15 protein-coding genes are annotated in these 14,651 nt (G+C 32.7%); 10 read left to right on the top strand and 5 right to left on the bottom strand.

Going from position 1 to position 14,651, the window contains the following annotated elements; translation table 11 throughout:
- The first annotated feature begins 20 nt into the window (after positions 1–20).
- Complete coding sequence (locus ACWJJT_RS04365; protein ID WP_462956180.1) at positions 21–662, top strand: cyclase family protein; 642 nt, start codon at positions 21–23, stop codon at positions 660–662.
- A gap of 29 nt (positions 663–691) precedes the next feature.
- On the opposite strand, the gene ACWJJT_RS04360 is transcribed toward ACWJJT_RS04365, so the two are convergent.
- Positions 692–1,087, bottom strand: coding sequence for an ATP-binding protein (locus tag ACWJJT_RS04360; RefSeq protein WP_462956179.1), 396 nt, complete (start codon positions 1,085–1,087; stop codon positions 692–694).
- A 269-nt stretch (positions 1,088–1,356) separates the two neighbouring features.
- Here ACWJJT_RS04360 and ACWJJT_RS04355 point away from each other — a divergent pair, with 269 nt between their 5' ends.
- Genes ACWJJT_RS04355 through ACWJJT_RS04330 form a run of 6 tightly spaced genes read left to right on the top strand, consistent with a single transcriptional unit; the run spans position 1,357 to position 4,533 of the window.
- A complete protein-coding gene (locus ACWJJT_RS04355) occupies positions 1,357–1,563 on the top strand; it encodes a DUF1657 domain-containing protein (protein ID WP_165414807.1) in 207 nt (68 codons plus the stop codon).
- Positions 1,564–1,576: 13 nt separating this feature from the next.
- Positions 1,577–2,437: a DUF421 domain-containing protein gene (locus ACWJJT_RS04350; RefSeq protein ID WP_462956738.1), complete on the top strand. Its 861-nt coding sequence runs from the start codon at positions 1,577–1,579 to the stop codon at positions 2,435–2,437.
- 11 nt (positions 2,438–2,448) lie between these two features.
- Entirely contained in the window at positions 2,449–2,928 is a 480-nt protein-coding gene (gene spoVAC / locus ACWJJT_RS04345) for a stage V sporulation protein AC (protein WP_220320553.1), read from the top strand.
- The gene (gene spoVAD / locus ACWJJT_RS04340) at positions 2,929–3,930 is read left to right on the top strand and encodes a stage V sporulation protein AD (RefSeq protein WP_220287833.1); all 1,002 of its coding nucleotides are present in this window, start codon (positions 2,929–2,931) and stop codon (positions 3,928–3,930) included. It abuts the gene before it with no gap.
- 21 nt (positions 3,931–3,951) lie between these two features.
- The gene (gene spoVAE, locus ACWJJT_RS04335; protein ID WP_462956178.1) at positions 3,952–4,305 is read left to right on the top strand and encodes a stage V sporulation protein AE; all 354 of its coding nucleotides are present in this window, start codon (positions 3,952–3,954) and stop codon (positions 4,303–4,305) included.
- A gap of 27 nt (positions 4,306–4,332) precedes the next feature.
- Positions 4,333–4,533, top strand: a complete 201-nt coding sequence (locus ACWJJT_RS04330) for a DUF1657 domain-containing protein (protein WP_165414803.1) — start codon at positions 4,333–4,335, stop codon at positions 4,531–4,533.
- A 501-nt stretch (positions 4,534–5,034) separates the two neighbouring features.
- On the opposite strand, the gene glpT is transcribed toward ACWJJT_RS04330, so the two are convergent.
- The 4 genes from glpT to ACWJJT_RS04310 all read right to left on the bottom strand — a co-directional run bounded on the left by glpT (position 5,035) and on the right by ACWJJT_RS04310 (position 9,591).
- Complete coding sequence (gene glpT / locus ACWJJT_RS04325; protein WP_462956177.1) at positions 5,035–6,381, bottom strand: glycerol-3-phosphate transporter; 1,347 nt, start codon at positions 6,379–6,381, stop codon at positions 5,035–5,037.
- A 123-nt stretch (positions 6,382–6,504) separates the two neighbouring features.
- Entirely contained in the window at positions 6,505–6,870 is a 366-nt protein-coding gene (locus tag ACWJJT_RS04320) for a DUF1667 domain-containing protein (RefSeq protein ID WP_462956176.1), read from the bottom strand.
- A 6-nt stretch (positions 6,871–6,876) separates the two neighbouring features.
- Positions 6,877–8,136 (bottom strand): NAD(P)/FAD-dependent oxidoreductase, encoded by a 1,260-nt coding sequence (locus ACWJJT_RS04315; RefSeq protein ID WP_462956127.1) that lies wholly within the window; start codon positions 8,134–8,136, stop codon positions 6,877–6,879.
- A gap of 15 nt (positions 8,137–8,151) precedes the next feature.
- Positions 8,152–9,591, bottom strand: a complete 1,440-nt coding sequence (locus ACWJJT_RS04310; protein WP_462956175.1) for an FAD-dependent oxidoreductase — start codon at positions 9,589–9,591, stop codon at positions 8,152–8,154.
- 393 nt (positions 9,592–9,984) lie between these two features.
- On the opposite strand from ACWJJT_RS04310, the gene glpQ reads away from it, so the two are divergent.
- The 3 genes from glpQ (at position 9,985) to ACWJJT_RS04295 (ending at position 14,540) form a co-directional block, all read left to right on the top strand.
- Entirely contained in the window at positions 9,985–11,079 is a 1,095-nt protein-coding gene (gene glpQ / locus ACWJJT_RS04305; protein ID WP_165414443.1) for a glycerophosphodiester phosphodiesterase, read from the top strand.
- Between the two features lie 296 nt (positions 11,080–11,375).
- Positions 11,376–13,376: a methyl-accepting chemotaxis protein gene (locus ACWJJT_RS04300; protein ID WP_462956174.1), complete on the top strand. Its 2,001-nt coding sequence runs from the start codon at positions 11,376–11,378 to the stop codon at positions 13,374–13,376.
- Between the two features lie 396 nt (positions 13,377–13,772).
- A complete protein-coding gene (locus ACWJJT_RS04295; RefSeq protein WP_462953022.1) occupies positions 13,773–14,540 on the top strand; it encodes a formate/nitrite transporter family protein in 768 nt (255 codons plus the stop codon).
- Positions 14,541–14,651: the final 111 nt, after the last annotated feature.

The following is a 14,651-nucleotide window of genomic DNA, read 5'->3' as shown; positions in this document are numbered from 1 at the left end:
GATATTATGGGAGGGCTATTATGAAAGTCACTGATTTAACACATATTATTTGTTCCGACATGCCAGTTTTTCCAGGAACTGAGAAACCGATTTTTGAAAAGTCAAATACTTTGGAAAAGGATGGGTTTCAAGAGGCTAAAATCACTATTCACTCACATACAGGCACACATATAGATTCACCTGCACATATGCTCAGTGATGGTCCTTATTTAAATGATTTAGATATAGAACACTTTATTGGAAATGCTACTATTCTTGATTTTTCAAATAGAAATATGAAACTAATAGATGTTGATAGCCTAAGGTCCTATGAGGAAAAGATAAAAAATGTTGAGTTCATTATAATAAAAACAGGATGGAGTAAATACTGGGGTGATAAAAAATACTTTGAGGATTTTCCTTCTTTAAGTGAAGAATCAGCCAATTGGTTGTCAAAATTTAATTTAAAGGGTATTGGTATTGATGCAATTTCAATTGATGATATAAACTCAACCACATTTGCAGTTCATAAAATATTAATGCCAAAGAACATTATAATTATTGAGAACCTAGTAAATTTAGATTCCATCAGCAGTGAGTATTTTATTTTAAGTATTATGCCACTTAAAAATAAAAATGCTGATGGTTCACCAGTCAGAGCTATTTCCATAGAAGATATGTAACAAAATTAACTTCTATGACTCTACATAACTCAGCTACTTGCTTTGATTTTTTTTGAAAACTTACTCCCCCCTAATAATTTGTTTGAACAATATTTTAAAAACAGTATAATTGTCTTCAAAGAATAGCTGAACATCACTGCCTTTTTTTCAGCTATTTCTTTTATATTGTAAAGTCCATAGCCTGTATTAACCCCTTCTTTAGTAGAAAGACCTCTTTCAAATATTTTTTCTATATTATCAAACTTTACTGTTATTCCGCTATTTTTAACTTCTACAATATTAGAATTTTCTTCTTCACATATATTTAATCTATTCGCTTCACATAATTTATTGTAGATTATAGCTTTAGAAATAATATTATCTATATATATAATATCTTCTATAATATTATTTAAGTATTTTAAAGACATAATATACTTGTTCAATTCATTTTTAACTTCTTTTCCACCTTGTCTCTTCTACTATCTCAAATACCAATTGTTTTCATCTTTCAAAGAAAACTTTGGCCATAATAACATAAAGATAGTCAATTCAATAAAACTAAGTAATAATATATAACTATTTAAAGTTTAATGAGTAAAATATTGAAGATAGGAGAAGATATATGAATAATAAGAAAAGACAAAAACTTCAATAAAAGCATATTAGTTATACTGCGTGAGAAAAAGAATTGATAAGCATTAAGGAGGTTCATATGACTGTTGGCTCTAAGGTAAAGCAAACATTAGCCACTTTAAAAGGCTCTGAAGCTACTTTAAGATTATATTCATTGCAAGAACGAAATAAAGAAGCTAGGGCTATTTATACTGAGGCATCTGAAGAGATAGGTAAAATTAAAATAGATTTGGAAAAAAGAGTAGGCTCTATAGAGTTTCAGGAGCCTCAATACAAAGGTGACTAAGTGAGGTGAAATGATGAGTAATTGGTTAACAATATTATTCAACACGATAATTTTATATTTTTTAACATTGGTTTTAACAAGATTTATGAAAAAAAGAAACTTATTTAAGGTTACGCCTTTTGAGTTTATTTCTTATGTAATTATTGCTCTTATAGTTACTTTAATTTCATTGGGTATAATTACGAATATTTATTTTGGACTAACTGCACTAGCTGTTTGGGTACTGATGCCTATTATCTTAGATTATTCCTCCATGAAAAGTAAATGGATTTACAATGTAATAAAGGGTAAGGAAAGGGTATTAATTAAAAATGGTAAAATTATGGAAGATAATCTAGCTAAAGAAAGGATGACTGGGCAAGAGTTTCTACAAGAATTACGTTCAAAAAAAGCATTTGATTTAGCCGATGTTGAATTTGCCGTTATGGAAACAACAGGAGATATCAATGTTAGTTTAAAAGCTGATAAAAAGCCTGTTACCTCATATGATTTAGGAATAAAAGTTGCGTCTAAGGCTGAATCACAAACAGTTATTTTAGACGGGAATATGTTAAATGAAGGTCTTACCAATATTGGATTGAGTAAAGGGTGGCTTAAGACTGAGTTAGAAAACAAAGGAGTAGCACTTGAGAATGTTTTTATTGGTCAAGTAGATTCTTCTGGAGATTTATATCTGGATCTTTTTGATGATTTGATTCAAGTCCCAAAATCACAAATTAAAGAAATGCTATATGCCAGTATTCAAAAAAGTCAGGCAGACCTTATGTCTTTTGCTTTAGAAACAGAAACTGAAGAAGCAAAATCTATGTACTTAAAAAATGCTGAAAATCTAGAAAAGGTTATGAAAAAAATAAAACCATATTTATTACGTTAGAGGGTGAATTAATGTCTAATATGAAAAAGAAAAAACTAACGCCAACTCAACTGCAATATGGTGAAGTGGTGAAAAGCATAGAACCTAAAAGACCTATTTTTAAAAATTGTATTAAAGCATTCCTTGTAGGTGGTATCATATGCACCATTGGTCAATGCTTACAGGTGTTCTTTATCACCTACTTTAATTTTAATGAAAAAACAGCAGTTAGTCCGACTTCAGTAGTTTTAATCTTTGTTTCAGCGTTACTTACTGGACTTGGGATTTACGACCGCATTGGCCAATGGGCTGGAGCTGGATCTGCTGTTCCAATTACAGGTTTTGCTAATTCGATAGCTTCTGCTGCAATTGAGCATAGAAGCGAAGGATATGTACTTGGAGTCGCTGGAAATATGTTTAGGCTTGCTGGAGCAATCATTGTTTATGGAGTTTTTTCTGCTTTTGTGGTTGCTACGATAAAAATCACAATAAAATGGTTGGGAGTGATGTAGATGCTTAAAGGACATCAATCATGGATTTTCAATTCTAAACCTACAATATTAGGTTCTGCGGCAGTTGGTGGTCCTTTTGAAGGTAATGGGGCCTTAGCTGATGACTTTGATATAATTCATGAAGATTTATGGATTGGACAGGATAGTTATGAAAAGGCGGAAAGAGTTCTTCTTGAACATGCTTGTGAAAGAGCGATAAAGAAATCAAGTATAAAAAAAGAAGATATAAATTTTTTTATAAGTGGAGACTTGATGAATCAGATTACTTCCAGTAGTTTTACTGCGCGAACATTAGGAATACCTTTTTTAGGAATCTTTGGCGCTTGTTCTAGTTCCATGGAAGGTTTAGCCATGGCCGCTCAATTGATAGAAAGTAAGTCAGCTAAATATGTTATAGCATCTGCAAGTAGCCATAATGCGGCTGCAGAAAAACAATATAGATATCCTACAGAGTATGGTGGACAAAAACCACCTACTGCTCAATGGACAGTAACGGGGGCTGGAGCTGCGGTGCTTGGCAAAGAAGGATTTGGACCTAAGATTACTTCGACTACAATAGGAAGAGTAATAGATATGGGAATTTCAGATCCATTTAACATGGGGGCAGCTATGGCACCCGCGGCTGTAGATACAATTGAAGCACACTTTAGAGATTTAAATGTTGATGCCTCCTATTATGACCTTATTGCTACTGGTGATTTAGGCAAGGTAGGGCATAAACTCGCTATTAGTTTATTAAAGAGCCATGGTATAGAAATGCCATCAGATATATTTACAGACTGTGGACTTTTAATATATAAAAAGGACCAACCAGTTTTTTCTGGAGGTAGTGGCTGTGGCTGTTCTGCTACTGTAACTTATGGGCATTTTCTTAACCGTATGCGAAGAGGGGAATTAAAGAGAATATTAATAGTTGCAACTGGTGCTCTAATGTCTCCAATATCCTATCAACAAAAGGAAAGCATACCTTGCATTGCTCATGCAGTTTCTATTGAAATGTAAAAAAGAGGTGTGAGTTTATTTATGGAAAAATTTATTTATGCATTTGTAATAGGCGGTCTAATTTGCGTTATTGGCCAACTTATAATGGATATTTTAAAGATTACGCCTGCACATACTACATGTACACTAGTTGTAATTGGAGCAATTTTAGGAGGACTAGGTTTATATGATCCTTTAGTAAAACTTGCCGGTGCAGGGGCATTTGTACCTATAAGCAGCTTTGGAAATACTCTAGTAACAGGGGCCCTAATTGATGCTGAAAAAACAGGACTTATAGGGATATTTACTGGCATTTTCAAGACAGGAAGTTCGGGGATTTCTGCTGCGATAGTTTTTGGATTTATTGGCGCTATACTATTTAAACCCAAAGGTTAAATACATATTAGAAGGGAGGTGAAAACTATGACTGTAGGAACTCAAATGCAACAAGCAATTGCAGGAATGCAAAGCGCTTCTGCTACAATGAAGACTTTTTCTCTAGAAACAGAGGATCAACAAGCAAAAAATGATTTTACACAAATCGCAGAGCAACTTGATTCTGCAATGGACATTTTAAAGGGAAGACAGAAATATATTCAAAAACAAGAGCCTCAATATAAATAGTGTTAATTCTTATATTTACAATATAAAAAGAAGTTCTGAACTCAGATTTTGTATTGAAATTAGCCGAATGGCAAAACATAAAAACTTTAAATTAAATATATTTAGTTTTAGATATTTTTATGCATAAAATAGCAGTGACTGTTAATATAATTATAAAGAACATATCTACATCCTTAAGGATATTTGTTCCTCATTTATTCCTCCACATTATTATAAGAAAAGTTATTATCTATAGAGATAATAACTTTTCGTCTTTTATTAAATAAATTTTACTTTCATACCCTTATGGAAAATTGCCTATTTCGACATGAGTATGGTATTCGTATTTTGTTAATGCAAGATTACATAACAAAAGACTGCATTTAATTTAACTGATATCAGTTTAATCAAATGCAGTCTTAATTACATAATACAAGAAATAAATTAAATCAATAGTTTTTTTATGTAAGATTTAATTTTATTTGCTATTGCTCAAATGTTTATAGCAAAGCAATATTAATTTTAAACCGCCGTAATATCTTCAGATTCTGGTTTTGACCTATCATGTACGTTCCAAGTAAGAGATAAAAATACAATAGCAAGTACAGCAGAAATCATAAGAAGCATGAATCCCCCATCCCAGTTGTATTTATCTACAATCATTCCTAGTACAATTTCAGCTGCAACTTGCCCACCAAGATATCCAAAGAGTCCTGTAAATCCAGCAGCAGTTCCAGCGGCTTTTTTAGGAACTAGATCTAAGGCACTTACTCCAATAAGCATAACCGGTCCATATATTAAGGCACCTATTAAAGCTAAGGTAATATTTATTGCTAAAATACTTGAAGATTGCCAATAAACGAACACACCAACCGTAACACCTATCATGCAAGCTACGCCTACTGGTGCACGACGACCATGGAATATTTTATCACTGATCCATCCGATGAGTATAGTGCCAGGAATTGCGGCATATTCAAATAAAGAAAATGCAAGCGCTGATTCTTTAATATTAAAACCCTTTACTTCTTGTAAGTATAATGGAGCCCAATTAATGACACCATATCGTACTAAATATACAAACACATTTGCAAGAGCAATAAACCATATATATTTATTATTGAGTACATATTTAAATAGTATTTCTTTTCCAGTCATTTCTTTTTCTCTATTTTCTACTTTTACAGCAGGGTAATCATTTTTATATTCTTCTATAGGAGGAAGTCCTACAGATTGAGGTGTATCTTTTGCAAAAACCATATACAGTGTTCCAATTACGATTGCAATAATACCTGGCAAATAGAAAATTCCTGTCCAGCCTCCGAACATATGAACACCAATAAGAGCAATGGTAGCTATAAATCCACCACCAACATTATGTGCGGTATTCCAAATAGACATTTTAACGCCACGTTCTTTATCAGAAAACCAGTGGGTCATGATTCTTCCACATGGTGGCCAACCCATACCTTGAACCCAACCATTCACAAGCATCAACATAAACATTATTGTAAGACTTGAGGTAATTGGGAAAAATAAATTTGTAATACCAGACAAAATTAAACCAATACCTAAAAAATACCTCGCATTGGATCGATCTGATACGTTACCCATAACAAATTTACTGACACCATAAGCCATTCCTAGCGCAGATGCAACAAAACCAAGTTGTGTTTTTGTAAAGCCCTCTTGAATGAGATACATCTTAGCTAATGAAAAGTTACTTCTAACAAAGTAATAACCCATATAACCGATATATATACTTATAAATACTTGTAACCGATATTTTTTGTAAGCGGGGTCAATTTTTTCTTTTGGTAATCTCTCGATAGGTGCAGCAGGTTTTAAAAAATTAAATAAATTCCACACGTTTTCATCATCCTTTCGTTTTTAATTTTATTAGTAATCTGTTACTTGAATTTTATAGAAACACGGTATTACATTTATTAATACCGTGAATTTCCTCCATCTAACTGCCTTGAGTTAATACCACTATGCAGCTCCAATATCCTTAGTTGCTATAATATTTACGCCCGTGTCAAGTACGTTTTCTATAATCACATCACCTATAGAAATAGGAGATTTTACTATAACATTTTTTAATGATCTTACGCAGTCATAAATCATATCCTTTGGAATATCTCTCTCAGTTTTAACAGGAAGTATCTCATTTTCTCCACCTGAAACTAAAACAGAGGATGTAACGACTCTTGTTGGATTAGTGCATTCTTTCTTGCCGTAGGTTTCTCCAATCTTACAGGTATTTCCCTTAACGCTAATAACTTCTTTGCCCTCAAGCGCTACCACAAGAGCACAACCTATTGGACAGCCTATACATGTTAATTCCCTTGTACTCATAGTTAACTACTCCTTTTCTACCTTTATGGTAATCTTTTTACAGTTACTATATTTATCAAAAACTGCTTTAGTTAATTTAACGCTTTCCATTTCGCCTGGTGTAAGAATCTTTTTCTTTAAATGCATTTCGCGCACATCATCAAAATAAACAGATATATAAGCAGATTTATGTACCTCACCAACCCTAAATCTAACATCTATTATGTTATCGATATTTTCAGGATTGATAGTACTTGGTACTGTATACCTAACTCCATCTGTCGCGAAAATCTCAATACTATTTCCTGCATGGTAAATTCCTTTTATATAATCAGAAGCATTTCTACCAGCAGTGTAGCTTTCAGTGGTTACATTATCTACTAAATCATGAACGTGAAGCACATTGCCACAGGTAAATATTCCAGAAATGCTCGTCTGCATGCTTTCATCTACCTCAGGACCCCCAGTAACTCTGGAAAGTTTAACATTAGCTTTTCTAGAAAGTTCATTTTCGGGTAGAAGACCAACAGATAAGAGTAATGTATCACAAGCTATGTATTCCTCAGTTCCCTTAATTGGTTTTCTATGGTCATCAACTTTAGCTATAGTAACTCCGCAAAGTCTATCATGCCCATGTATATCTGTTATAGTGTGGCTTAATTTTAAAGGAATATTAAAATCATCTAAGCATTGTACAATATTTCTCTTAAGTCCACTTGAATGAGGCATTAGTTCTACACAAGCCTTTACCTTTGCACCTTCGAGGGTCATTCGTCTTGCCATTATAAGTCCGATATCTCCAGAACCAAGTATTACTACTTCTTTTCCTGGCATTAGACCCTCAACATTAACATATTTTTGAGCTGTTCCAGCTGTATAAATACCTGCGCATCTTGCACCTGGTATGTTTAAAGCTCCTCTTGGTCTTTCTCTGCATCCCATTGCAAGTATAATTGCTTTTGCCTGGAGCTCCAAGATACCATCTTCTGTATTTACAGCAGTAACTTGTTTACTATCATTTACATCTAGAACCATGGTATTTAGTTTATACTCGATATTAAGTGCAATAACCTTATCAATAAATCGTTGAGAATACTCAGGACCAGTAAGTTCTTCTTTAAATGTGTGAAGACCAAAACCATTATGAATACATTGATTGAGAATACCACCTAATTGATTATCTCTTTCTATAATTAAAATGCTGTTTATCCCTTGATCCTTTGCAGAAACTGCAGCTGCAAGGCCTGCTGGACCTCCACCAATTATGATTAAATCATATTCTTGCATATATATTCCTCCAATTTATAAAGATTGTTTATTTTTGCCAGTGAGCAGTATAGAATTTTCGCCTGATTTTGTAATGGCGCATCGTGGTATATTAAGTTCTCTTGAAAGAATATCTACAACTTTTGTTGCACAAAAGCCCGATTGGCATCTCCCCATTCCAGCTCTTGTCCTTCGTTTAACTCCATCAAGTGTTTTTGCTCCAAGAGGTCTTCTTATAGAGTCTATAATTTCACCTTCTGTTACAGTTTCACACCTACAAACAATTGTTCCATATTCAGGTATTTCCTTGATTATTTTTTTTCGCTCATCGTTTGACATTTCTCTAAATTTTCTTGTACCTTTTCGTATAGGGTTGAATTTCACATTTTCCTGCGGTGCTAATTTTTCTGTTACTATATCAGCTACCATTACAGCAATACTTGGAGCACTAGTTAAACCTGGAGAATCAATTGCTGCTACATTAATAAAGTTCTTAGCGTCTTCTGCTTCCTCAATTATAAAATCATTTCCCGCGCATTTTGATCTATTCCCTGCAAAAGAAGTTATAACCATATTCATAGGAAGTGGCATTTGGATACTTAATTGAGCATTTAAAACGATATCATCGATGCCTTCGCGAGTTGTACTAAGATCAGTTTTGTTATCTTGATCTACAGCATTAGGTCCAATTAGAAGGTTACCATCAACAGTAGGGGTAACTAAAACTCCTTTTCCAAGTTTAGTTGGAAGTTGAAAAATAGTTTTTGTAACTAAATCTCTGCAAGCTTTATCAAATAAGACATATTCTCCTAGCGTGGGAAGTATTTCAAATTTGTTATTGCTTACCATATTATTAATTTCATCCGAAAATAAACCGGCTGCATTTATTACTACTTTTGTTTCAATGTCGCCTTTATTAGTTTTTATAACGTAACAACTTTGTTTTTTTTCTATATTAAGGACCTCAGTTCCAAATTCAAATTCGACGCCATTGGTGTATGCGTTTTCAGCCATAGCAATAGTCATTTCATATGGGCAAACAATTCCTCCTGTTGGAGCATATAATGCACCGACACAGCTCAATGTTACATTAGGTTCCATTTCTCTAACTTGATCTCCATCAAGAATAGCTAAATTAGGTACTCCATTTTTTTCACCTTGTTCAAGTAATTTTTTAAGATCATTCATGTGTTTCTCGTCAAAGCACAGAACCAATGATCCATTCCTCTTAAATGGGAAATCTAATTCCTTTGCAAGCTTTGTATACATTTCATTACCTTTTGCGTTTAATTTTCCCTTAATAGTACTTGGATTAGCATCATACCCTGCATGTACTATTGCACTATTTGCTTTTGTTGTACCAGAAGCAACATCACTAGATTTTTCAATAACACATGTTTTTAAATTATATTTAGATAGTTCTCTTGATACTGAGCATCCCACAATACCAGCGCCAATAATAGTTACGTCAAACATTATCTTACCTCCTAAATGCGAATAAAAAGAGAACCTTAATCAATAGGTATAAAATACCCATGCATTAAGGCTCTCTTTTCTCCGCCCTTAATTATTTAATTTTATATTACCATAATAACCAAATTAATGCAAAGCAAAATAATGGATGATGTAGTGAATTCAGTTATTCCTCCCTCGTAAATGTTTGCTGCGTAACTTGTTTTTACATTTATGTAAAATACGCTGTTAATTTAAAGTTAGTGATAAAATATGAAAATACTAGAAAAATTTTCTGTGTTTTTTCTTGAATTCTTCGTTTGGTTTAGTTATAATCAATTTGGTAGCTAACAGAAAACGTTATCACATCTACAAGATTTGAAAACGTATAACTAGATTATACAAGGGGGATATAACATGAAGAACGAAAAAAAACTAATTGCTCTAGCATGTACACTTACCATAACAGCAGGATTATTCGCAGGATGTAGACAGAAGTCTAAACAGTCTCCTCCAGTAGCAAGTAATACCACAACTGTTTCAACAAAAAATAAAAGCAATAAAATAGTGATTGGACATAGGGGTGCTTCTGGATATTTACCTGAACATACTTTGGAGTCCTATGCTTTAGCTTATGGACTAGGGGCAGATTACATAGAGAGTGATGTTTGTTTATCTAAAGATGGTGTTCCAGTAATAATGCATGATAATATGTTAGATACGACAACAGATGTAGCAAAGCGTTACCCAAATAGAAAACGAAGCGATGGACATTACTATGTAATTGATTTTACGCTAGGAGAAATTAAAACACTTAACGTGCACGAACGTACAAAAGAAGGGTCTAAGGATCCTGTTTTCCCTGATAGATTTCCTTTAAATAGTGCTCATTTTGAAGTTCCAACATTAGAAGAAATGATACAACTTGTACAAGGGCTGAATAAAAGTACAGGTCAAGAAAAAGGAATTTACCCTGAATTAAAAGAGCCTAAATTTCATACAGATAATGGACAAGATATTGGATCTGTGGTATTAAAAGTTCTTAGAAAATATGGATATGATACGCCTGAATCAAAAATTTATTTACAATGTTTTGATCCAACTTACTTAAGAAAAGTTAGGACAGAAATGGGCGCAAAAATGAAAATGGTCCAGCTAATTGGTGAAGAAGCAGATTGTCCAGGGGCAAATTATAAAAAAATGATGTCGGATGAAGGACTAGCAAAAGTAGCTGAATATGCAAATGGTATTGGACCTTGGTACCAACAAATAATAGATGAAAATGGGAAGAACGATAAAGAACCAGTTATTAATCCTAATTTAGTAAAAGATGCACATAAACATAATCTTGTTGTTCATCCATATACATTTAGAAAAGATGAAATCCCTAAATATGTAACTAGTGTAGAAGAGTTAATGCAAAAATTCTACTTTGAAGCTGATGTAGATGGTTTATTTACTGATTTTCCTGATTTTGGAATAAAAATATTAGAAAAAGGACCTAAAAAATAATTTTATATTAAAATGAGAGCACATAAGGAGTGATTACCTTGAGTGCTCTTTTTTAATTCTTCTTTCAAACTTTTTTAAAAAAATATCTGTTGTTATATAAGTACAAGATTAATATTAAATGCAATAAAAGTGTATTGTTTTTTAATAGCATAAAAGAGGAAATTTGGAATTAATGTAGAATTATAAATATTATAAGCTGAAAAAAGTGGCATATTTTGAAAAGTAGTTTAGACAAGTAAGAAAAATTGATTAGGTTAATATCAAGTACACTAGATAAAGTGAAAGGGAGAGAAAAAATGGGACTTAAAAAATTTAAATTAAACAGTATTCGTAATAAATTAGTCACTGGAATGGTAGCAATTTGTGTGATTCCACTAATTATAATGGGAGTGAGCTCATATAATAAATCGAAGTCAATCCTTAGTGATAAGTTAACACTTACAAGTACACAAACACTTGTGGAAATAAACAATGGATTATCAGATTACTTTAATGGATTATCAGATATAGTTTCTATTACCTCAAAGGACCTTGATATTGTAAACTTTGATACATCTAATAAACCTGGAATTGTTATGGATATATTAAAAGTAGAAAATGAAACTAACAAAGATATACTTTGTATGTCTTATGGGACTGCCTCTAAAAAATTTATTACATATCCAAATGATGAAATGCCTAAGGGATATGACCCAACTACAACTTCCTGGTATAAACAGGCTTTAGAACATAAAGGTGAAGTTGTAATAACTCCAGCATATAAAGATGCTGGAACGGGAAATAATGTTGTTACACTTGCACAAACAGTAGAAAAAAACGGAAATGTAGTTGGTGTTGTGGAAATGGATTGCACACTAGCTACACTTGCAACACGAATAGCTACAAAGAAGGTGGGGAATACAGGATATGTGTTTATTTCGGATATATCAGGTAATATTTTGGCTCACCCAGAAAAGGAGCTTATTAACACAAATAAAGCTTCCAAGTTATCATTTTGGGATAAAGCTAAATTAGAGAATAGTGGCTTTGTTAATTATAAAGATGAAGGTGCTAAAAAGATTGGAGTTTATCAAACAAATGAATTAACCGGTTGGAAATTAGTGGCTACGTTAAGTGAAAGTGAACTGACCAGCGATACAAACTCTATATTACAAATAACTTTCTCAATAATACTAGTAATGGTATTAATTTCAATAGTTGTGTCATTATTATTAAGTAAGGGAATAGATTATAATATTAAAAAATTAAAACAAGTATTTTCTAAGGCTTCAAATGGAGACCTAACCGTGTCTATGACCGCTTCAACAAAGGATGAATTTAACGATTTAGCTATATCATTTAATTCAATGATAAAAAGCATAGCAGAACTTATGAATAGTGTTATGAGGTCATCTAATACGGTACTCGAAACATCAACAAGTCTTTTTAGTATGTCAGAAGAGGTAACAACTTCTATAAATGAAGTGGCAGGTGCAATAGAACAAGTTTCAATAGGAGCAACTGAGCAATCTCAAAATGCTCAAAATGGTGCTTCTCAAATGGATGACTTGTCAAATAGATTAGATAAAATTAGTGTTAATTCCAATGATATGGATAAAATTTCGAGTGATACTAAAGATTTAGGCTCAAAAGGACTATCTATGATAAATACCTTAATTGAGAAATCTAATAAAACTAAGACAGCTACTACAGAGGTTAACAAGATAGTTAAAGATATGAATGAAAGTACTAAGCAAATAAATGCAATCTCCGAAACAATAGCTAATATAACAGCACAAACTAATCTTTTGTCATTAAATGCAAGTATAGAATCTGCACGTGCGGGTGAAGCAGGTAAAGGATTTGCTGTAGTTGCAGAGGAGATAAGAAAACTTGCTGACCAGTCAAAAACTTCAACAGAAGAAATAAAGGCAATTATAGCAAGTATACAGGAAGAATCAAATACGGCAGTAAAGGCTATTAGATCTACGGAAATTATAGTGAATGAACAGGACTTAGCGGTAGGTCAAACTAAGGAGATATTTAGCGAAATCTTAAAATCAATTGAAATAATGATTACTAAAGTTTGCGAAGTAAAAATATCTATTATTGATATAAATGAGAAAAAACAATCTACAGTATCAGAGATTGAAAATATTTCATCTATATCGGAAGAAACAGCCTCATCTTCAGAGGAAGTTACCGCTTCAACGGAAGAAATAACAGCTACTATGGAAGAGTTAACAAAGCATTCAAGTGAGCTTCAAATATTAGCGGAGCTATTAGGTACTGAAATAAATAAATTTAAAATTAATTAATGTAAGCGTGAAGGAGTAAATGTAGGAATACATTTGCTTCTTTGTATTAGCAGTTGTATTTATTATTACAACTCTAATATAAGTGAAAAACTAATATAGTAACATATGTTACCCTCAACATGATTATATATCAGTATAATAATTAGATAGAACAGGCACAAACAGTAGTTACAATAGAGAAAAATGGAGGTTTATTATATGGACATGATTTGAAATATATGGATAAGTTTTGCAATACAGTTTTAGTTTTTGTGATTGATGAGGTCGCGTAGGTGATAATTGGGAGTTAAATTGGTGGTGAAAAATAATTTTAGAAGATATGTGATATTAGTCACATATTTTCTTTTTCTGTAATGATAAAATGTGGGTATCTTTTATAGAAGGAAGTGGTATATCTTGTTTAGTGAAGAAATTAACAAAGTTTCTATATCGGCGGTAAAAAAATCTGAACTTTTAAAGAAAAGTAAAATGAGGTACCTCACTGCAGCGGCCCTAGCTGGTGCTTATGTGGGATTTGGAATTTTATTGATATTTACTATTGGAGGATCATTTGCAGCAGCTGAGTCACCGGCAACAAAAACTATTATGGGAGCTTCCTTTGGGATTGCCTTAAGTCTTGTAATAATGGCGGGCTCCGAACTTTTTACAGGAAATAACATGATTATGACCATAGGGTCTCTAGAAAAGAAAGTTCCTTTACTTGATTCAATAAATATTTGGATATACAGTTTTATAGGAAACTTTATAGGTTCAGCAGTGCTAGCTGCAATATTTGTAGGTTCTGGGCTTGCAAAGGGTAGCACAGCAACTTTTATTTTAAAAACATCACAAGGGAAAATGGCAACGCCAAGCATAGAATTATTTTTAAAAGGGTTACTTTGTAATATGTTAGTCTGTTTAGCCGTATGGTGTGCTATTAAATTAAAGGAAGAAACGGCAAAACTTATAATGATTTTTTGGTGCCTATTTGCATTTATAACTACAGGGTTCGAACATAGTGTTGCAAATATGACTTTGCTTACAACGGCACTAATGATTCCTCACACCGCAGCGATTTCTATAGGAGGATTAGCGCACAACTTAATTTGGGTTACCCTAGGGAACTTTGTAGGTGGAGCTGTATTTATTGGAGCAGCATATTGGTACGTCTCAAAAGAGAAATAAAACAATAATAATATATATTATTAAAGCTAGGATTAATAAAGGCAAGTAATGTATAACTTCTTTTTTGTTTTATTTTAAAATTTATTGCTATATAATAAGAATATTAGTATT

Source organism: Clostridium sp. CM041, assembly GCF_055081035.1.
Note: the sequence above shows the minus strand (reverse complement) of the source record. Positions and strands in the feature narration are given on the sequence as shown.